Source organism: Haematobacter missouriensis, from assembly GCF_000740775.1.
Lineage (GTDB): Bacteria > Pseudomonadota > Alphaproteobacteria > Rhodobacterales > Rhodobacteraceae > Haematobacter > Haematobacter missouriensis.
Map to the genome: position 1 here is coordinate 109,326 of NZ_JFGS01000002.1, position 19,391 is coordinate 128,716.

General features: G+C 66.3%; 21 protein-coding genes and 1 tRNA gene. 17 read left to right on the plus strand and 5 right to left on the minus strand.

Features of this window, described 5'->3' with window-relative positions:
- The first annotated feature begins 28 nt into the window (after positions 1-28).
- From ihfA to scpB, 9 genes are all read left to right on the plus strand, one after another.
- On the plus strand, positions 29-331 hold the full coding sequence (gene ihfA, locus CG51_RS02760) for an integration host factor subunit alpha (RefSeq protein WP_035708692.1): 303 nt from the start codon (positions 29-31) through the stop codon (positions 329-331).
- Between the two features lie 2 nt (positions 332-333).
- Complete coding sequence (locus tag CG51_RS19375; protein WP_332888839.1) at positions 334-987, plus strand: MerR family transcriptional regulator; 654 nt, start codon at positions 334-336, stop codon at positions 985-987.
- 109 nt (positions 988-1,096) lie between these two features.
- Positions 1,097-1,174: transfer RNA gene (locus CG51_RS02770), tRNA-Pro, on the plus strand.
- Between the two features lie 23 nt (positions 1,175-1,197).
- The gene (locus CG51_RS02775; protein WP_035741583.1) at positions 1,198-2,298 is read left to right on the plus strand and encodes a 2'-deoxycytidine 5'-triphosphate deaminase; all 1,101 of its coding nucleotides are present in this window, start codon (positions 1,198-1,200) and stop codon (positions 2,296-2,298) included.
- Positions 2,299-2,457: 159 nt separating this feature from the next.
- Positions 2,458-4,203 carry an arginine--tRNA ligase gene (argS, locus tag CG51_RS02780; RefSeq protein WP_035741586.1) on the plus strand — a complete coding sequence of 582 codons (1,746 nt, stop codon included), beginning with the start codon at positions 2,458-2,460 and terminating at the stop codon, positions 4,201-4,203.
- A gap of 90 nt (positions 4,204-4,293) precedes the next feature.
- The gene (locus CG51_RS02785; RefSeq protein ID WP_035741588.1) at positions 4,294-5,172 is read left to right on the plus strand and encodes an SPOR domain-containing protein; all 879 of its coding nucleotides are present in this window, start codon (positions 4,294-4,296) and stop codon (positions 5,170-5,172) included.
- Positions 5,172-6,176 (plus strand): beta-N-acetylhexosaminidase, encoded by a 1,005-nt coding sequence (gene nagZ / locus CG51_RS02790; RefSeq protein ID WP_035741591.1) that lies wholly within the window; start codon positions 5,172-5,174, stop codon positions 6,174-6,176. Before CG51_RS02785 ends, nagZ begins: the two co-directional genes overlap by 1 nt.
- Before the next feature lie 175 nt (positions 6,177-6,351).
- Positions 6,352-7,212, plus strand: coding sequence for a segregation and condensation protein A (locus tag CG51_RS02795; RefSeq protein WP_084694998.1), 861 nt, complete (start codon positions 6,352-6,354; stop codon positions 7,210-7,212).
- The gene (scpB, locus tag CG51_RS02800; protein ID WP_035741593.1) at positions 7,209-7,862 is read left to right on the plus strand and encodes an SMC-Scp complex subunit ScpB; all 654 of its coding nucleotides are present in this window, start codon (positions 7,209-7,211) and stop codon (positions 7,860-7,862) included. The genes CG51_RS02795 and scpB overlap by 4 nt, the downstream gene beginning before the upstream one ends.
- Positions 7,863-7,937: 75 nt before the next feature.
- Here scpB and CG51_RS02805 read toward each other — a convergent pair whose 3' ends face one another.
- On the minus strand, positions 7,938-9,083 hold the full coding sequence (locus CG51_RS02805) for a deoxyguanosinetriphosphate triphosphohydrolase (protein ID WP_035741595.1): 1,146 nt from the start codon (positions 9,081-9,083) through the stop codon (positions 7,938-7,940).
- An 81-nt stretch (positions 9,084-9,164) separates the two neighbouring features.
- Between CG51_RS02805 and CG51_RS02810 the strand changes: the two genes are divergently transcribed.
- Entirely contained in the window at positions 9,165-9,491 is a 327-nt protein-coding gene (locus tag CG51_RS02810) for a HesB/IscA family protein (protein WP_035742029.1), read from the plus strand.
- Between the two features lie 285 nt (positions 9,492-9,776).
- Here the strand turns inward: CG51_RS02810 and CG51_RS02815 are convergent, their stop codons facing one another.
- Positions 9,777-11,117, minus strand: coding sequence for a diguanylate cyclase domain-containing protein (locus tag CG51_RS02815; protein ID WP_035741598.1), 1,341 nt, complete (start codon positions 11,115-11,117; stop codon positions 9,777-9,779).
- An 85-nt stretch (positions 11,118-11,202) separates the two neighbouring features.
- Between CG51_RS02815 and CG51_RS02820 the strand changes: the two genes are divergently transcribed.
- From CG51_RS02820 to CG51_RS02845, 6 genes are all read left to right on the plus strand, one after another.
- Positions 11,203-11,487 (plus strand): DUF3572 domain-containing protein, encoded by a 285-nt coding sequence (locus tag CG51_RS02820; protein WP_035741601.1) that lies wholly within the window; start codon positions 11,203-11,205, stop codon positions 11,485-11,487.
- Positions 11,488-11,648: 161 nt separating this feature from the next.
- Positions 11,649-12,398, plus strand: coding sequence for an HAD family hydrolase (locus CG51_RS02825; protein WP_051929998.1), 750 nt, complete (start codon positions 11,649-11,651; stop codon positions 12,396-12,398).
- A 106-nt stretch (positions 12,399-12,504) separates the two neighbouring features.
- On the plus strand, positions 12,505-13,971 hold the full coding sequence (locus CG51_RS02830; RefSeq protein ID WP_051929999.1) for a trimethylamine methyltransferase family protein: 1,467 nt from the start codon (positions 12,505-12,507) through the stop codon (positions 13,969-13,971).
- Between the two features lie 75 nt (positions 13,972-14,046).
- The gene (locus CG51_RS02835) at positions 14,047-14,628 is read left to right on the plus strand and encodes a heme NO-binding domain-containing protein (protein WP_035741604.1); all 582 of its coding nucleotides are present in this window, start codon (positions 14,047-14,049) and stop codon (positions 14,626-14,628) included.
- A 3-nt stretch (positions 14,629-14,631) separates the two neighbouring features.
- Positions 14,632-15,663 carry a GGDEF domain-containing protein gene (locus CG51_RS02840; protein WP_084695001.1) on the plus strand — a complete coding sequence of 344 codons (1,032 nt, stop codon included), beginning with the start codon at positions 14,632-14,634 and terminating at the stop codon, positions 15,661-15,663.
- A gap of 184 nt (positions 15,664-15,847) precedes the next feature.
- Positions 15,848-16,360, plus strand: coding sequence for a CHAP domain-containing protein (locus tag CG51_RS02845; protein ID WP_088233453.1), 513 nt, complete (start codon positions 15,848-15,850; stop codon positions 16,358-16,360).
- Positions 16,361-16,441: 81 nt separating this feature from the next.
- Here the strand turns inward: CG51_RS02845 and CG51_RS02850 are convergent, their stop codons facing one another.
- The gene (locus tag CG51_RS02850) at positions 16,442-16,675 is read right to left on the minus strand and encodes an acyl carrier protein (RefSeq protein ID WP_035708729.1); all 234 of its coding nucleotides are present in this window, start codon (positions 16,673-16,675) and stop codon (positions 16,442-16,444) included.
- Between the two features lie 153 nt (positions 16,676-16,828).
- Positions 16,829-17,563 (minus strand): 3-oxoacyl-ACP reductase FabG, encoded by a 735-nt coding sequence (gene fabG, locus CG51_RS02855; protein ID WP_035741611.1) that lies wholly within the window; start codon positions 17,561-17,563, stop codon positions 16,829-16,831.
- A gap of 97 nt (positions 17,564-17,660) precedes the next feature.
- Here fabG and CG51_RS02860 point away from each other — a divergent pair, with 97 nt between their 5' ends.
- On the plus strand, positions 17,661-18,281 hold the full coding sequence (locus CG51_RS02860; protein ID WP_035741613.1) for a DUF2726 domain-containing protein: 621 nt from the start codon (positions 17,661-17,663) through the stop codon (positions 18,279-18,281).
- 5 nt (positions 18,282-18,286) lie between these two features.
- Here the strand turns inward: CG51_RS02860 and fabD are convergent, their stop codons facing one another.
- Positions 18,287-19,225: an ACP S-malonyltransferase gene (gene fabD / locus CG51_RS02865; RefSeq protein WP_035741615.1), complete on the minus strand. Its 939-nt coding sequence runs from the start codon at positions 19,223-19,225 to the stop codon at positions 18,287-18,289.
- Between the last annotated feature and the right edge of the window lie 166 nt (positions 19,226-19,391).

Here is a 19,391-nt window from a genome sequence, read left to right on the forward strand (position 1 = left end):
TTCCAGTGATCTGTTGCGAGGATAGACCATGAGCCAAGGCACTCTCACACGCATGGATCTGAGCGAGGCCGTCTTCCGCGAGGTCGGCCTGTCTCGGAACGAGTCGGCCGCGCTCGTCGAGAGCGTGCTTCAGCACATGTCGGACGCGCTGGTGGCGGGCGAGCAGGTGAAAATCTCCTCCTTCGGCACATTCTCCGTGCGCGACAAGTCTGCCCGCGTGGGCCGCAACCCGAAGACCGGGGATGAGGTACCGATCCTGCCGCGCCGGGTGATGACCTTCCGGCCCTCCCACATCATGAAGGATCGCGTCGCCGCCGGAAACCGGGGCTGATCTTGGCGATCGGGGTAGAGAAATCACCTGAAGCGTTCCGCACGATCAGCGAGGTCTCCGACGAGCTCGGTGTGCCCGCCCATGTGCTGCGTTTCTGGGAAAGCCGATTCACCCAGATCAAGCCGGTGAAGCGGGCGGGCGGACGGCGCTACTACCGCCCGGAGGATCTGATCCTCATCGCTGGGATTCAGCGGCTGCTGCACGAAGAAGGGCTGACTATTCGTGGCGTGCAGAAGATCCTGCGCGAACGCGGCATTCAGCATGTCATTGCAATCGGTCTGGGGGAGGAGATGGGCACCGCCTATGATGCCCCTCTCCGCCCGGCGGCGATGGTCCGCACCCTCCGCCCGCGAGAGGCACGTGCCGCGCGGGAGCCATCGCCGATTCCCGACCCCATCCCCGAACCCGGCCCGCCACCCGAGCCGGAACCGGACCCGGATCCCGCTCCCGGGCCGGGCCTGCCGGTCGCCCTCTCCCCCTCCGGTCCGGTGGAAGACACGCCGGCTTACGCGCCGCATTCCGCAGCGGTTCTCTGGCTGGATACGCATGCGCTGCTGGCACGCCTCCGCAGGTTGCCGCCCGCGGCCTTGCCAGAAGCCGCCCCGCTGCAGTCGCGGCTTCTCGCGCTCCGCGACAGCATGCGTCAGGCGGGGTGACATCCCCCCGCAGGCGCCGCCCGTCTCCCGCGGGTCCCGTGACTTTTGCGCGCAGAAACTGCGCTTTGCCGCTTGCCCCTGCCAGCAAAGTCGGTATGTATGCGCCCGTCGGGCCGTGGCGCAGTCTGGTTAGCGCGTCCGTCTGGGGGGCGGAAGGTCGCGAGTTCGAATCTCGCCGGCCCGACCATTGAATTCCGCAGCAGATTGGGGATGACCGGGGTGCATGACGTGACATTGCCCATCGGTGTTCTCCCCGATCGCGCGATCTCCCGGATGATTGCCGATGGCGTGATTTCCGCCGAAGCACCCGTGCTCCCCGCCCAGATACAACCCGCGAGCCTTGATCTCCGCCTGTCCGGCACCGCCTATCGCGTGCGCGCCTCTTTCCTTGCAGGCCGGGGACGGACGGTGAAGGACCGGATCACGGAATTCGGCATGCATGAGATAGACCTCCGCCCCGGCGCGGTGCTGGAGAAGGGCTGTGTCTATCTGGTTCCGCTGGAGGAGCGTCTCGCCCTCCCCGACGGGATCGCAGCGGTTGCGAACGCCAAAAGCTCCACCGGGCGGCTGGACCTGCTCACCCGCATGATTACCGACGGCGGGACGGAGTTCGACCGGGTTGTCCCCGGCTATGAGGGGCCGCTTTACGCGGAGATCTGTCCCCGCTCCTTCTCCGTTCTCGTGCGGCCCGAAATGCGCCTGAACCAGATCCGGTTCAAACGCGGCAATGCCGTGCTCACGGATGCGGAACTCGCCGCGCTCCACGCGAAAAGCGCTCTCGTCGCCGGGGGGGAGCCGGTGATAGACCAGGGGCTCGGCTTTTCGGTGGATCTGAAGCCCGACAGCGGGACGCTGGTCGGCTACCGGGCCAAGCCCCATGCCGGGCTGATCGACCTCGACCGGATCGGAGGCTATGACCCGGCCGATTTCTGGGAGGAGCTGCACAGCACGGATGGGCGGCTGATCCTCGATCCGGGTGCGTTCTACATCCTCGTCAGCCGGGAGGCCGTGCACATCCCGCCCGATTGCGCGGCCGAGATGGCCCCCTACCTTGCGATGGTGGGGGAGTTCCGCGTGCATTACGCAGGTTTCTTCGATCCGGGCTTCGGCCATGCGGCTGCGGGCGGTGCCGGTTCCCGCGGCGTATTGGAGGTGCGCTGCCACGAGGCGCCTTTCGTGCTGGAACATGGTCAGATCGTCGGGCGGCTGGTTTATGAGCGGATGGCAGAGCTGCCGGACAGGCTCTACGGTGCGGGCATCGCCTCCAACTATCAGGGCCAGGGGCTGAAGCTCGCCAAGCATTTCCGCTGAGGTTTTACGCAGCGGAATCACACCGCGCCGGGTTGCAGCCCCCGCCGCCGTCAATATGTCAAAGGCAGAAACGAACCGGAGCGGTCAGGGACCGGCGGTGCGGGTCAGTTGACCTTGCGCCTTGCCGTGATATGTCCCGACCAAGCAAAGGATTGCCCGATGAACATATTCAACACCATTCGCGCCCTTGTCGTCGACAGCCTCGGGGATCTGACCGCTGAGGGCCTTCTGCCTGCCGGTCTGGACACCTCTGCCGTAACGGTAGAGCCGCCGCGCGATGCCGCCCACGGCGATCTGGCGACGAATGCCGCCATGGTTCTGGCCAAGCCCGCCAACATGAAACCCCGCGATATCGCCGAGGCGCTGGCGGCGAAGCTGACGGTCGATCCCCGCATCGCCGCAGCCGAGGTCGCCGGGCCGGGATTCCTGAACCTGCGGGTGCACCCCTGGGTCTGGGACACGGTGGTTCGCGGTGCGGTGACGGACGGCGCGGATTTCGGCCGCTCCACGCTCGGCGAGGGCAAGAAGGTCAACGTGGAATTCGTTTCGGCCAACCCGACGGGACCGCTGCATGTCGGCCATACGCGGGGCGCGGTGTTCGGGGATGCGCTTTCGCGTCTGCTGGATTTCGCTGGTTACGACGTCACGCGCGAATATTACATCAACGACGGCGGCGCGCAGGTCGATGTGCTGGCGCGCTCCGCCTATGAGCGCTACCGGGAGGCCAACGGCCTCGACCCCGAGATCCGCGAGGGGCTCTACCCGGGTGATTACCTGATCCCGGTGGGTGAGGCGCTGAAGGCGAAATACGGCACCTCGTTGCTCGACAAGCCCGAAGCCGAGTGGCTGGACGAGGTACGCAACTTCGCCACCGATGAGATGATGAAAATGATCCGGGAGGATCTGGCGCTCCTCGGCATCGAGATGGACGTGTTCTTCTCCGAAAAGTCGCTCTACGGCACCGGACGGATCGAAAGTGCGCTGGAACGCCTGCAATCCGAAGGGCTGATCTACAAAGGTGTTCTGGAACCGCCGAAGGGCAAGACGCCCGACGACTGGGAACCGCGAGAGCAGACGCTGTTCCGCTCCACCGCCTATGGCGACGACGTAGACCGACCGATCCGCAAGTCCGACGGCGCCTGGACCTATTTCGCTCCCGACATCGCCTATCACTGGGACAAGATTTCGCGCGGCTTCGACGTGCTGATCGACGTGTTCGGCGCCGATCATGGCGGCTATGTGAAGCGGATGAAGGCAGCGGTTGCCGCCCTTTCCGCCAACAAGGTGGAGTTCGACGTCAAGCTCACCCAGCTCGTGAAGCTTTTCAAGAACGGCGAGCCGTTCAAGATGTCCAAGCGCGCGGGCACCTTCGTGACCCTGCGCGACGTGGTGGATCAGGTCGGCCCCGACGTGACCCGCTTCGTGATGCTCACCCGCAAGAACGATGCGCCGCTGGATTTCGACTTCGACAAGGTGCTGGAGCAATCCAAGGACAACCCGGTCTTTTACGTCCAGTACGCCAACGCACGGGTGAATTCGGTGCTGCGCAAGGCGGCTGAGATGGGCATCGACGTCGATGACGTGACGCTCGCCGATACCGACCTTGCCCCGAACCGCCATCCGGCGGAGACGGAGTTGGCGCGGAAGATCGCCGAGTGGCCCCGCCTTGTGGAGATTGCGGCCCGCAACAACGAGCCGCACCGGATCGCCTTCTATCTCTATGAACTGGCGTCCGAACTGCATGCCTTCTGGAACAAGGGCAATGACACCCCTTCGCTCCGCTTCGTCCAGGAGGATGACATCGACGCGACGCAGGCGAAAATCGCCCTTGCGCGGGCCGTATCCGTTGTCATTTCCGCGGGCCTTGGTATCCTTGGCGTCACGCCGGTCGAGGAAATGCGCTGAGAACAAGCGCGCCGCCGGCGCGGCGGGCAGCAGGACGCCTCCTTCCCCGTTGCGGGGAGGAGCGGCTCCGTCGGTATGAGAGGCGGAGCCATGGCGGATTATGAGTATCAGACGACGGAAGACACTCCGCGGGAAGGACGCGGGGCGCGCCTTCAGGGGTTCGTCAATCTGGCGGGAACGGTCGTTTCCGTCTCACTGCTGATCGGCTTGGCCGTCTGGGGCTACCAGCTCACCATGCGGGATGTGACGGGGGTACCGGTTATCCGCGCGCTGGAAGGACCCATGCGTATCGCGCCTGAGGATCCGGGCGGGCTGACGACCTCCTATCAGGGTCTTGCCGTGAATGCCGTCGCGGCGGAGGGGTCGGCCGCCCCGCCGCCCGATCGTCTCGTCCTCGCTCCGCGCCCGGTGACCCTGGAGGAGGAGGATCGTCCCGCCGCCGCCTTGCAGGCCGAAGCCGTGCAGGAGAAAGTCGCCGCCGCCGTGGATGATGCCGCGGTGGACAATGCCGTGGCGCAGGCCGTGGCTGCCCTTCCCGCTGATATCTTCGCGCCCGAAGAGCCGGCGGGGGAGCCGGTTGCGGAGGAACCGCCTCCGCCCGCCTCCAATGCCCGGCTCTCCGCCGATCTGCGCCCCATGCCTCGCCCCCCGCGCCGCACGACGGTGGCGCCGGTGGCACAGCCGGTCGCCCAACCTGTGGAGCCATCGAGTCTCAAGACCGGCGATCAGCTCGTGCAGCTCGGTGCCTTTGACGATGCCGCGACGGCCGAACGCGAATGGGCGCGACTGCAATCGAAATTCGGTGCGCTTCTGCGCGCGCGGTCCCGCGTCATCCAGCCTGCGGAAAGCGGCGGACGCACCTTCTATCGCCTGCGCGCTGCAGGGTTCGCCGACGATGCGGATGCGAGACGCTTCTGCACCGCCCTTCTGGCCGAACAGGCCGCCTGTATTCCCGTAACGGTACGCTGATGCCCGGAGCCACCATTCTGGGGTGCGAGGGATTCGCCCTCCTGCCCGACGAACGCCAGTTCTTCCGCGAGGCCGACCCCTGGGGCTTCATCCTCTTTGCCCGCAATATCGAAACGCCGGAGCAGGTCCGCCGCCTGACCGACGATCTGCGCGACGCCGTGGGCCGGGAGGCGCCGGTGCTTGTCGATCAGGAAGGCGGTCGCGTTCAGCGGCTCCGCGCGCCGCACTGGACGGAGTGGCTACCCCCCCTGGAGCAGATGGCGCGGGCCGGCGCGGACGCCGTGCGCTCCATGTGGCTCCGCTATCGGCTGATCGCCGCGGAACTCCGCGATGTCGGCATCGACGCGAACTGCGCCCCCCTTGCCGACATCGCGGGGCCGGCGACGCATCCCTTCCTCCGCAACCGCTGCTATGGCGAGGATGTGGCGACCGTCACCGCCGCGTCCCGGGCTGTCGCGGACGGGCTGCTGGAGGGCGGGGTGCTTCCGGTGCTCAAGCACATCCCCGGCCATGGCCGCGCGACGGTGGACAGCCACCTGTCGCTGCCCACCGTCACCGCGCCGCTGGAGGAGCTTGAGAGAACCGATTTCGCCGTCTTCCGCGCGCTCAACGATCTGCCGATGGCGATGACGGCGCATATCGTGTTCCCCGCGCTCGATGGAGAGCGTCCGGCGACCTGCTCGCCCATCGTGATGCAGACGATCCGGCAGGACATGGGTTTTGGCAATCTCCTCATGTCGGACGACATCTCCATGCAGGCGCTGGCGGGCAGTCTGGCAGAGCGGAGCCAGTTGGCCATTGCCGCGGGATGCGATGTGATCCTGCACTGCAACGGCAAGCGCGCGGAGATGATGGAGGTGGTCGCTGCCTCCGGGCGGATGGAGGGGATCGCGGCAGAACGCGGGCAGCGGGCGCTCGCTGCCCGTCACGCGCCTGATGCGGTCGATCTCCCCGCGCTCCGTGCGGAACTCGACCGGCTGCTCGCGGAGCCGGTGAGTGGCTGAGACATCCGGCAAAGGGCGGACGGAAGCCTCTCGCACGGGCACGCCAGCGGCCGGAGCCGGACGCGGCCAAGCAGGTGACGCGGCATCCGCCCCCTCCCTTCCGGCAACCGACCCGGCAGAGGCACCCTGCCCGCTTTTCGCAGCCACTGGGCCGGGCAGTACCTCCGCTCCTCTCATGACCGCCCCGGCGGGCAGAGACGCCGCGATCCTTCTCTCGGGCGGCTCCGGCGCTCAGACGACCCCTGCCGGACCGGCCGCGTCCGGCGCGACCGGCTCCATCGCGGAGCGGCGCGCGGCAGAGGCGCTGATCGTCGATGTGGAGGGTTTCGAAGGCCCACTCGACCTGCTTCTCTCGCTTTCGCGCAGCCAGAAGGTGGACCTGCGCCGCATTTCCGTACTGCAACTGGCAGAGCAGTATCTGGCCTTCGTCGAGGAGGCCCGCGCGCTCCGCATAGAACTCGCCGCCGATTATCTGGTGATGGCCGCGTGGCTCGCCTACCTGAAATCCCGTCTCCTGCTGCCGCCCGACCCGGATGCGGACGGCCCCACGGGAGAGGATATGGCCGCGCACCTGGCCTTCCAGCTGGAGCGGCTTCAGGCGATGCGGGAGGCGGCGGAGCGCCTGATGGCCCGGCCCCGCGTCGGCATGGACATGTTCCCGCGGGGGCGGTCCGAACCCGTCGTCGCGGCGCGCACGACGCGCTATACGGCGACGTTGGCCGATATCATGCATGCCTATGCTCGGCTCCGCACCAAGGAGGAGTTCCGTCCCTATGCCTTCGACCGCGAGAACGTTTTCACCATGGAGCAGGCGCTCGCCCGTCTCCGCGACCTGATCGGCTACGGCGGTAGCTGGACGGATCTGAGCCGCTACCTGCCAGATGGCTGGGTGGAGGACCCCGGACGCCGCCGCTCCGCCACTGCCGCGACCTTTGCCGCGACGCTGGAGCTGGCGCGGCAGGGGCGGCTGGAAATCAGGCAGGGCAGCACTTTCGCGCCCATCCAGATCCGCGCGCGCAGCGCGGCGCGCGGATGACCGGGCTGTTCCCCCCGCCCCCGATGGAGGAGCAGGAGCGGATGGTGGAGGCCATGCTCTTCGCCTCTGCCGACCCGCTCACCACCCGAGCGCTGGCGGAGCGGATGCCGGACGGCTGCGATCCGGCGGAGGCTGTCGCCCGCCTCGCCCGCCGCTACGCAGGACGGGGCGTGGAACTTCGCCGTGCGGGCGAGGGCTGGGCCTTCCGCACAGCACCGGACCTGTCCGGCCTGTTCCGGGACGAGGTGGTGGAGACGCGCCGCCTGTCCCGCGCGGCGGTGGAGACACTGGCGATCATCGCCTATCACCAACCCGTCACCCGGACGGAGATCGAGGAAATCCGTGGCGTCGCCCTGTCGCGCGGCACGCTGGACCAGTTGTTCGAGCTGGGGTGGATCCGCTTCGGACGCCGCAGGCTGACGCCGGGTCGCCCCGTGACCTTCATGGTGACGGAGACATTCCTCGACCATTTCTCCCTTGCTTCCGCCCGGGATCTTCCCGGTCTGGCAGAGTTGCGGGCGGCAGGTCTGCTCGACAATCGCGTACCTCTCGACCGTGCGGACGCCCCGGGCAGCGCGGAGGAGCCGCCGGAGACCGGGGACGAGCCGGAAGACCGCCCGGCGACGCTGGACGACCTGTTCGGCGCCTGACGATAGAACGCGCCGGGCCGGGTCAGTCCCGGCCCGCGGCCAAGCCGGGCGTGGCACTGCCTGCCGACTCAGCCGTCAGGCAGTCTCCCCGAACAGCCGAGCATGTTCCTGCAGGGCGAAACGGTCGGTCATGCCCGCGACATAGTCGAGCACCACGCGGGCAAGCTGCGTCTCATCCGCCGCGCGCGCCACATCCACTTGCCATTCCACAGGCAGAAGCGCTGGATCGTTCATGAAGAGCGGAAACAGGTCGCGGACCACCTGCGTTACCCGCGCCCGCTCCTGCATGACGGAAGGAGCGCGATACATGCGCTGGAACAGGAAGGACTTGATCGCCTTCAGTTCCTGAAACAGCGGCTTGGAGAAGCGAATGATCGGCCCCTCCATCGCGCGTATCTCGTCCACCGACTGGGGCTGCGCCGCAGTGAGCCGGTTTCTGGCCACGGCGATCACATCCTCCACCATGACGCCGAACACCCGCCGCAGGGCTTCGTGCCGCCGCCGGGTGGGATCGAGCCCGGGATAAAGGCGATCCACCGCCGAAAAGGCCGGGCCGGTCAGCGGCAGTTCCATCAGGTCGTTCTCGTCGAACAGACCGGAGCGCAACCCGTCGTGCAGGTCGTGGTGGTTGTAGGCGACATCGTCTGCCACCGCCGCCACCTGCGCCTCCGCGCTGGCATGCGTGGACAGGTCGAGGTCATAGCCCGCGTTCACCTCTGCCAGAGCGTAGGAATAGGGCGGCTCCACCGGGCCATTATGCTTGGCAATGCCCTCCAGGGTCTCCCATGTCAGATTCAGCCCGTCGAAATCGGCGTAGTGCCGTTCGAGAGACGTGACGATCCTGAGCGCCTGCGCATTGTGATCGAACCCGCCATAAGGCGCCATAAGTTCCGCCAGCGCATCCTCGCCCGTATGGCCGAAGGGCGGATGGCCGAGGTCATGTGCCAGAGCCACGGCCTCCGCCAGCTCGGTGTTGAGATCGAGCACGCCGGCAATGGTCCGTGCCACCTGCGCCACCTCAAGGCTGTGGGTCAGCCGCGTGCGATAGTAATCGCCTTCGTGCTCGACAAAGACCTGCGTCTTGTGCTTCAGCCTGCGGAAGGCGGAGGAATGGATGATCCGGTCCCGGTCCCGCTGAAAGGGCGAACGGAAAGTGGACATCCGTTCGGGGTGAAGCCGCCCCCGGCTTTGGTCGGGGAGGCACGCATAGGGCGCGAGCATGGGTCTGCCTGTTCTTGTGCCGTCTTTTGCCCCCACCTATATTGCAGGGATGACCGGAATGATACGGGTTTTCCCATGAGTCTGACCCTTCCCCCCAAAGTGACCGACCGGGCCTTTGCCCGCATCGCGGAGATCAACGCTGCCACGGGAGAGGGGAAGGCCCTCCGCGTAGCGGTGGAGGGCGGCGGCTGTTCGGGCTTTCAGTACGACATTCGGCTGGACGACGCGACGGCCGACGATCTGGTGATCGAGAAGGACGGATCGCGGGTGCTGGTGGACAGTGTCTCCCTGCCCTTCCTGTCCTCTGCGGTGATCGACTTCTCGGAAGCGTTGATCGGCGCGCGGTTCACCATAGAGAACCCGAACGCCTCCTCCTCCTGCGGCTGCGGAACAAGCTTTTCGCTCTGAGGGCGTCGGCAGCCCGCGCATTCGCGCCCTGCCATCACGAGCACTCCGGCGCATGACACCGGGACCGCGTTTTCGGGGCGATTGCGTGGTGGGTATCCGTCCATCGCGCTCTCCCGGAGATGACCTTTCCCGTGCCGGGGGATCGGACCGGAGCTTGGTGAGTTGGCACGCGCAGATGGCGCAGGCCGCAACCGAGTCGCGGCCCGCCGCAGCCATGCAGCTTGTCTGCCTCTGGCCGACCGGCTCACGCACCAGCCCCGGCCAGGACGGCAAAACGACTTCCGGTCAGGCTGCTGAAAGGCTCACACTCACCTTGTCGCGTCCCTCCGCTTTTGCGCGGAGCAGCGCCTGATCCGCGCGCCGGATGATTTCCGCCGCCCCCTCGCGCGCGGTACCCGTCGCCACGCCGACGGAAAGTGTCACGCGCACATCTTCAGCCCCGTCGGGCAGTGACACGGGACCAGCGGCGGTCGCCCGGCGGATATCCTCGGCCACCTGTTGCGCCCGCGGCAGAGCGGCATCCGGAAGCAGGACCAGAAACTCCTCGCCCCCTATACGCGCGAGGAGACCCGAATTCCCGATCGCGGCACCGATGCGACGGGCAAGTTCCACCAGAACGGCATCCCCCGCGGCATGCCCCCAGGTGTCGTTCACGACCTTGAAACGGTCGATATCCAACGCAAGCACCGCGAAACTCCGTCCGGCGGCAGAGGTCCGCGCGATCTCCGGCAGGATGTGGCGACGGTTCGGCAGGCCGGTGAGCGGATCGGTCACCGCCAGCCGCAGCCCGGCACGGAGAGAGGCGCGGCGGCGATCGGCCAGCCGCTTGCGGTGAAGCTGCACCTGAAGGCGAAAGGCCAGCTCGGCGTCCGGCGCCTCGGCATCCACCACATCCGACGCGCCCAGATCGAACGCCATGGCCCGCGCGCTTCGTGAAGACTCCGGGAGTTGAATGCAGATCGCCGCATCCCTGCTGCTGGGCCGGGAGCGAAGGTCGGACATGAGCTGTAGCGCCTCCTCCTCCTGTCCTTCCACGGTGGTAAGGAGATAGAGATCAGCCGCCTTCTCACTGCCCAGCGCATCCGCGCGGCTGAGGTGCTGCGTCAGTCCCCCGCCCAGCGCTGCTGTCAGACACGGGCGGGGATCGCGGGAGGGGGTACCAAGTGTCACGACGGCGATATGGGCCGCGGCCTCAAAGGGATCCGCAGCCTCCGACAGGCCGAAGCCCGGCACGTCCTCCTCGAAGTCGCCCGCACGATCGCTGGCGCGGAGCAGGCTGCGAAGCCGCGCAAGCAGGATCATGTCATCCACCGGTCGCGGCATCGCATCATCCGCTCCGGCGCGCAATGCGGCCAGCCGCTGATCCCCTCCCGCAGCGCCAATGACGATGACCGGCAGGCGGCGGGTTCGAGGATCCCTGCGGAGCGTGCGACACATCTCGGCACAGGAGGGCGTGGCGAGACCGACATCCAGCAGGATGGCGTCCGGCCTGAGGCTCCGTGCGAGCGTCAGTCCCTGCGCCGCCGTCTCCGCCTGTATCGTTTCATAGCAGGCAGAGGCAAGGCGGACCTTGAGGACGATACGGTTCGTCGCCACCCCATCCACGATCAGGATTTTTCCGACCATTCCAATATCCGCCCGCTGCTTGCCGACTGCCTATCGAGCTTTTACGAAATTGGTTAAAATTTCCTTTCCGGATCAGGAGACATTTATGCAGAACGAGCGTGAATCCGCCGAGACTCTGGCCATCGCCGCGCTCGGCTGGCTGGCTGCCGATGAAGACCGCTGGCAGCGCTACCTGGGCGCCACGGGAGCTTCGGCGGAAAGTGTGGCCCGGTCGGCTCGCGAGCCGGAGCTTCTGGCGGCGGTCATGGACTTCCTTCTGACGGAAGATCAGCTGGTGATGGCGTTCGCCACAGATGCAGGTGTCAGACCAGAGGCCGTCCTGCGTACGCGCCGGCTGCTTCCAGGCGGCGAAGCGCTCGACTGGATGTGAACCTTGACTGGGCTTGGGGCCTCGCCGGCATGGCGAAGGCCGACGGCGCATGTGACCTGCTCCATCCTACCATCCAGCTGCCCGCGCGGAAGTGTCACGCCATCCTTGCCACGCCCTGCCGGAGCGGGCAGGGTTTCCACCTTGCTCGCGGAGAAACTGGAATGCCCCTCACCACCCCCGATATTGCCGCGATCGTGTTCGACAAGGATGGGACGCTTTTCGACTTCAACGAAAGCTGGTCCGCATGGTCTTCGCGGTTGCTTGAGGATCTGGCCGGAGGGGAGCGGGCACTCGCCTCATCCCTCGGAGCAGCCATCGGCTACGATCTGGAGGAGCGCCGCTTCGCGCCAGACAGCATCGTCATCGCGGGCACGCCGAAGGAGATCGCGGAGAAACTTCTGCCTCTGTTGCCGGGCACCAACATGGCGGGTCTGGTCACGCGGATGAACCTGCTGGCCGCACAGGCGCCTCTTAGGGCCGCCGTGCCGCTTGGCCCGCTTCTCCGGCAGCTGAAGCTTCGCGGCCTCATCCTCGGCCTTGCCACCAATGATGCGGAGGCGCCCGCCCGCGCTCATCTGGCGGAAGCCGAGGTGCTTGACCTGTTCGACTTTGTCGCAGGCTCCGACAGCGGGCATGGCGGCAAACCGGAGCCGGGAATGCTTCTGGCCTTTGCCCGCGCCTTCGATCTGGATCCCCGCCGGGTCGCCATGGTGGGCGACAGCCTCCACGACCTCTCCGCCGGACGTGCGGCCGGTATGCGGACGGTGGGCGTGCTGACAGGACCGGCGCGTCGAGCGGACCTGGCCCCTCTGGCCGATGTCGTTCTGGAGAATATCGGCGACCTCCCCGCCTGGCTGGAAGGCGGAGCGCGCCAGACTTGCGCGGAAACCGGCAGGGAATCGATCTCCTGAGCCACGCTTGCCGCCAAACCGACATGGCCATGTCGCGAACAGGCCATCCTTTCCCCTAGGGGGAGAGCATGTCTCTGGCGAGAAGCTACAGATGGGAAATGCGCCAATGGCGAGCGATGTCGTGCCGGGACAGATGCCGTGGTCTATTCCGGAGAACCCCGATCCGCCCCTCGGTTTCCTTTTGCCGGAGGATGTGATCCGCATCCGCCGCGCCGCGCTGCGCCTTCTGGCAGAGCGGGGTGTGGAGCTTCCTGGGCTGGAAGGAGAGGCCGGTCTGCGTCAGGCGCTGGCCACCGCCCGGGTGAGGACGGATGGAAATATCGCGCGGTTCGATCCCGACTTCGTGGTGCACATGGCGGGCCTCGCCCCTGCGATCTTTCGCCTGGAGCCGCGCAACCCCGCGCGCTCGGTCACCGTCGGCGGGCAGCACATGCTCTTCGGTGCGGTAGCCTCCGCGACCGAGGTCTGGGATTTGCAGCGCGGGCGCAGGAGCGGCGATCTCGCGGCCTGCGAGGATCTGCTGCGTCTCGCCCAGAGCTTCAACTGCATCCATTTCCTTGGCGGCTATCCCGTGGAGCCCCAGGACATTCCCCCTCCCATGCGCCATCTCGTCTGCGCGGAGGCCGCCCTTCGGCTGACAGACAAAGTCATTCACGCCTATCCGCTCGGCCCCGACGCGGTGCGGGACGTGATGACCCTGGCACGGTTCGCCTCGGGTCTGGAGGAGGCGGAATTCACGGCAAAGCCGCGCCTTTATGTCAATATCAACTCCGCAGGCCCGCTCGTCTTCGATGCGAGTGTGCTGGCCGCCACTCTCTGCGCCGCGCGGGCGGGGCAGGCGGTCATGGTGACCCCGCTCGTCATGGCAGAGGCCGGCTCAGGCGTGACGGTCGCCGGCATGGTGACGCTCGCACTCGCGGAGGCGCTGGCGGTGGTGGCACTCGTCCAGCAAGTGCGCCCCGGAACGCCGGTGATTCTGGGCGCGCTGTCCGCCTGTCTCGGTCCGACCTTCGGCGCACCGGTGTTCGGCACCGCAGAGAGCCTTCGCATGACGGAGGCGCTGGGGCAGATGGCGCGCAGCCTTCAGCTGCCCTTCCGCGCAACCGCGGCGTCCACCGCGAATATCGCCGATGCGCAAGCGATGGCGGAAACGGCCAATAGCCTGTGGAGCGGGGTGCGGTCCGGCGCGAACCTGCTCCAGCACGCGGCGGGGTGGCTGTCGCGCGGCACGGCCGCCAGCATGGAAAAGTTCGTCCTCGACTGTGAGCAGATCCAGCTTGTCCAGCGCTACTGGCAGACCTCCCCCGGCCGGACGGAAGACGAGGGCCTGCTGGCAGGACTCCCCGGCGCGGGCGGTACAGGGACTGCCTTCCCCGAACCGGTCTCCGCCGACTGGCGGCCCTACCCGGTGTGGGAGGAGGATGGCGCTCTCTGGGCCAGTGAGCGTGCGGCCAAATGCGCGCGGCGCATCCTTGACGCCTATCAACCACCCGCCCTCGATCCGGCGCGGGCGGAAGCGATGACGGACTTCGTGGCAAAGCGCCGCCGCGAGCTGGAGGCCAGCCTCGACTAACGGCCCGCGCGCGCAGGCGCCGTGATACTTTCTTAACCCGGCTGTGAAATGCTGCCCCCGAACTGGAGGCCTTCCATGCACGGACTCTTCAACCGATCTCTGCAATCCTATCTGCGCAACACCTTTGGCAGCGACTTCTGGGACGCGCTCGCCGCAGAGGCCCGAATCGACGCGGAAGGTTTTGAACCGATCCTGATCTACGACGACGACATCACCTGCCGCATGCTGGACGTCGCCGCCCAGCGGCTCAACAGACGGCGATGCGACCTGCTGGAGGATTTGGGCACTCACATCGTCTCCGGGGAGGACGGGGGCGCCTTCCGTCGTCTGCTGCGGTTTTCCGGTGTCAGCTTTCTCGACTTTCTCCGTTCCGTCGATCATCTGCCCGGCTGGGGGCGTCTTGCGCTGCCGGAACTCGATCTTCCGAGACTGGAGATGGAGGAGCTCGGCGCCGGTCGCTTCCGGCTCACCTGCCGGTTCCGCCTGCCCGGTGCAGGCCATCTGGCGAGCGGCGTATTGCGCGCCATGGCGGACGAATACGGCGCGCTCATCCTGATGGAGGAGGTGCAGGATCTTCCCCATGGCGGAGAGCGGATAGAGATAGACGTGCCGCACTGGTCCCACACGCCCGGTCGGCATTTCGAACTGGCGGGGTGAAGGATGGACCGTGACCTTTGCCGCATGCGCTTCAGCCACGACGCCCTCGCTCGGCTCATGCCGATGTTCCTGTGGATCGGCGCCGACACGAAAGTGCGCGCCGCAGGGCCGACGATCTCGCGCGTCACAGGGCCGGAGCCGCTTGTCGGACGGCCGTTCGGAGAGGTGTTCAGCCTCCGCAACAGCTCCCGAGGCATCCGGCTGGAGGATATCGCCCAGTCGGACGATCCTCGCCTCTATCTTCAACTCCCCGGACGCGGGGGACGCGAGCTGAGGGGCATTGCCGTGCCACTGGACGGAGAGGAAGTGTTCCTGAACCTTTCTTTCGGCGTCGGTGTGGCCGACGCGGTGCGCATGCACGGGCTGACGCAGGCAGATTTCGCGCCGACCGACCTCGCAGTCGAGATGCTCTATCTGATCGAGGCAAAGAACGCCGTGATGGAGGAGTTGCGCGGCCGGAACGACCGCCTTCGCAGCGCCAAGACCCGCGCAGAAGCAGAGGCACTGACGGACCCGCTCACCGGCCTTGGCAACCGTCGCGCGATGGAGCGGGCGCTGGAGGAGGTGATCCGCGCTGGGACGCCCTTCGCGCTCGTCCATGCGGACCTGGATTTCTTCAAGCAGGTCAATGACACATTGGGCCATGCCGCAGGCGACGATGTGTTGCGGGAAGTGGGTCGGATCCTGGCCACGCGGCTCCGGCAGCAGGATCATGCCGCTCGTATCGGAGGGGACGAATTCGTCGTTGTGCTGCCGGGCGTCACGTCCGCCGCGCCGCTGGAGGATATCGCTACCCGCTTGCGCAACCGCTTCTCGCGGCGGGTGCTAGACGGCGCACCTGGGGTCCGGCTGAGCGCGAGCCTGGGTGCGGTGATCGTTCCCGCTCGGACCGCTGCCACCGGTACCGAGGTACTGGATGCCGCGGATCGGGAACTTTATGCCTCCAAACAGGCGGGGCGGGCGCAACTCTCCGTCAGCACCTTCGACCCTCACCTCTCGCACCCTTCGTCGCTCCGGGCCGGCGAGGACCGCTGATCACCATCGGCGGAGATTTGCCGCCCCTTCCCACCCGTCAGCAGGAGTTTGCTAACGCTTTTCCATCCATCTTGCGAAGTGCCGAGGATCCCGGATTCTCCCCGGATTGCGAGATTACGGCGAAGCAAGCCGGCGGCGTCTGAGGGACATTATGAACGGAAAACGAGTCGGAAAAACCGGCCAGATGGCCTTTGCTCTCCTGACGGCCGCAGCTCTGGGTGCCTGCGCCTCACCTGCTCAGGAAATTGGCAACCGTCAGGGGATGGAGCCGGCTCGGGAACAACTCGCCCTGCTGGAGGTCAAACAGAAACAGGCGAAGGGGCAGCGCGTCTGGTGCGTGCCCTTCGCGCGCACGGCGAGTGGTATCAACCTTCGGGGGGATGCAAAGACGTGGTGGAACAAGGCAGAAGGCCAGTATGGCCGCGGAAATGCGCCGGAAGTCGGTTCCGTCATGGCTTTCCGGGCGACACGGGGAATGCCGCTAGGCCACGTCGCTATGGTTTCCGAACTGGTCTCGCCGCGCAAGATCAAGGTGGATCATGCCAACTGGAGCCGCAACGAAGTATCGCTTCGCATGGCCGTGATCGACGTTTCCGCCAAGAACGACTGGTCTGCCGTGCGGGTGGAGAGCCATCCCGCAAGCTTCGGACGGGTCTATCCGGTCACCGGCTTCATCTATCCGCAGCAGCACAAGTAACCCACTCCTGCCGACCGCATACCGCAAAAGGAAAAGGGCGCCCGTCAGGCGCCCTTTTCTGTCTCGTCCGAACCCCTGGGGTCAGGAGGCTTCGGTGATGAACTTCACCGCGTCGCCGAAGGTCTGGATCGTCTCGGCTGCGTCGTCCGGGATTTCGATCCCGAACTCTTCTTCGAAAGCCATGACGAGCTCAACGGTATCGAGGCTGTCTGCCCCGAGGTCGTCGATGAAGGAAGCGTTCTCGGTGACCTTGTCTTCTTCGACGCCGAGATGCTCGACGACGATCTTACGAACGCGATCTGCGATGTCGCTCATTTCAAGTCCTCATATGGTGTCGGGAAGGTTCCCGTCTTTGTCACGTTCCGGGCATGCCGGACCCCTGCACGTACGGGAGTTCCCGGTCAGGTCAGCGGCCTAATATCACAGGAGCGGACGGAGGCAACTGCTTTCCGGTCCGCGGCCTGCTGCTCAGATCATCGCCATTCCGCCGTTCACATGCAATGTGGTTCCAGTGACGTAAGCGGCCTCCGGGCTGGAGAGATAGAGGACGGCAGCGGCGATTTCCGCCGGACGCCCCATCCGGCCAGCGGGGATCTGGGCGAGCAGCGCGGATTTCTGGGACTCGTTCAGCTTGTCTGTCATCGCCGTTTCGATGAAGCCCGGCGCCACCGCGTTCACCGTGATCCCACGGGACGCCACCTCGGCGGCCAGCGCCTTCGACATGCCCACCATGCCCGCCTTGGAAGCGGCGTAGTTGCCCTGCCCCGGGTTGCCTGTCGCCCCCACGACAGAGGAAATATTCACGATCCTGCCCCAGCGCGCCTTCATCATCCCGCGCAGCACGCCACGGCAGAGCAGGAAGGTGGAGGTCAGGTTGACGTCGATCACCGACTGCCACTCCTCATCCGACATGCGCATGAACAGGTTGTCGCGCGTGATGCCCGCGTTGTTGACGAGGATGTCCACGCTGCCGAGCGCTTCCACCGCGCGCTTGGGAAGCTCCTCCACCTGCGACCGGTCGGAGAGGTTGCAGGGCAGCACAGGAGCATTTTCGAGCTTCGCCGAAAGCGCCTCCAGCGGCTCCACTCGTGTACCCGAGAGGGCGACCTTCGCACCCGAATTGTGCAAAATCTGGGCGATTTCGGCGCCAATGCCACCCGAGGCGCCTGTTATGAGCGCATTTTTCCCTTCAAGGTTGAACATCTTAGCCTCTTGTTTATCTTTACGTGCATAGGATACGGCAGACGCATCAGTGAGTTGCCCCTACGGCAACTCCTATCCTGCGAGGGAGAGAATCGCGATGGAGGAAATCAGCATCTCGCTAGATGGCGCAAGGCTGACCTCGGCCCTGTCGGGCACCGCCATAACGGCGATAATGGGTCTCACGTTGCTTCTGGTTCTCTCCTGCGCAGCCGCCGCCTACTTTCTTGGACGATCCCGTCGCAAGACGCCATCCCCCATGGCCAACCCGCTAAGGCAGCTTGAGGCGGTGCGGAATGTCGAATTCACCGTCAAACCGCTCCTTCCGCGCAGCACCGCACATGTGCTGCCGCTCGTCGAAGCGGCGTTGGCGGAATATGCTCCCGAACACCGCGTCATGGCGCAGGTCGCTCTGCAGGAGGCGATCCAGCCGGTCACGACGACATCGAGCAACGCACTGCTTCGTGCCGACCTGTCCATCAAGTCCAAGCGGCTCGACATCGCCGTGATCGACGATATGGGACAGCTTGTCGCAGCCCTGGGCTGCGCGGGGTCGCATTGCAGCCCGATGCGCGATTCGATCCGGCGGGAGGCACTTCAGAATGCCGGCATACCCTATCTCGACCTGAACGAGGTGCAGGACGAGCTCGCGATCTGCAGCTTCATCGCCCAGAAGGTGGCGGGTACGACGGTGCCGAGGACGCTCAGCTCCGCCGCCTGACCCCTTTACTGGAGGGAGGCTGCAGCCGCAGCGACTTCCTCCGGCGTACCTACGGTTCGCACGATGCTTTCCTTGGCAATCCGGCGAATCATGCCCGAGAGGGCTTTGCCCGCGCCAATTTCCCAGAACTCTGTCACCCCCTGACCCGCCATCCACTGCACCGATTCGCGCCAGCGGACCGATCCGGTGACCTGCTCGACCAATAGCTGCCGAATCGCTTCCGGGTCATTTACCGCCTCTGCCCGCACGTTGGAGACGACGGGCACCGCCGGCGCTGCCACCGCCACCCCGGACAGCGCCTCAGCCATTGCATCTGCGGCGGGCTGCATCAGAGAGGAATGGAACGGCGCGCTGACTGGCAGAAGGATCGCCCGCTTGGCTCCCCGCCCCTTGGCAATCTCGACGGCCCGTTCGACCGCCGCGCGTGTGCCGGATATGACGACCTGCGCGGGATCATTGTCATTGGCCGCCTGAACGACTCCGCCTTCGGCCGCAGCTTCCGCGGCAACTTCCGTCGCAGCCACAAAGTCCAGTCCCAGAAGGGCGGCCATCGCGCCCTCTCCCACCGGAACAGCCGCCTGCATTGCGCGGCCCCGCAGCTTCAGAAGCCGCGCTGTATCCGCAAGGCCGATGGCCCCTGCAGCGCAAAGCGCCGAGTACTCACCTAGTGAATGCCCGGCGACATAGGCGGCGGCGGAGATCGCCACGCCCTCCGCCTCCAGCGCCCGCATCGCGGCGATCGAAGTCGCCATCAGCGCGGGTTGGGCATTCTCGGTCAGCGTCAGCTCATCCTGGTCCCCTTCCCAGACGAGGCGGGACAGGGACTGGCCGAGCGCCTCATCCACCTCCACGAACACAGCGCGCGCGGCGGGATAGCTCTCCGCCAGCGCGCGCCCCATGCCGATGGTCTGGGCTCCTTGCCCCGGAAACACGAATGCGCGCATGTCTATCTCCCTTTTTGCGTCTCGCGGATACCCGCTCCCATCGCGTCCTGCAACGCTTGGCACCGCGCTTTGGCCTTGTTCTGCGACGCCTGCCGTGTATAAGGCGAGCTTCCTTCCGCTGGTCACGAAACCGGCGCAGACTCTCGTGGGCGGATGCGGAAGGTAA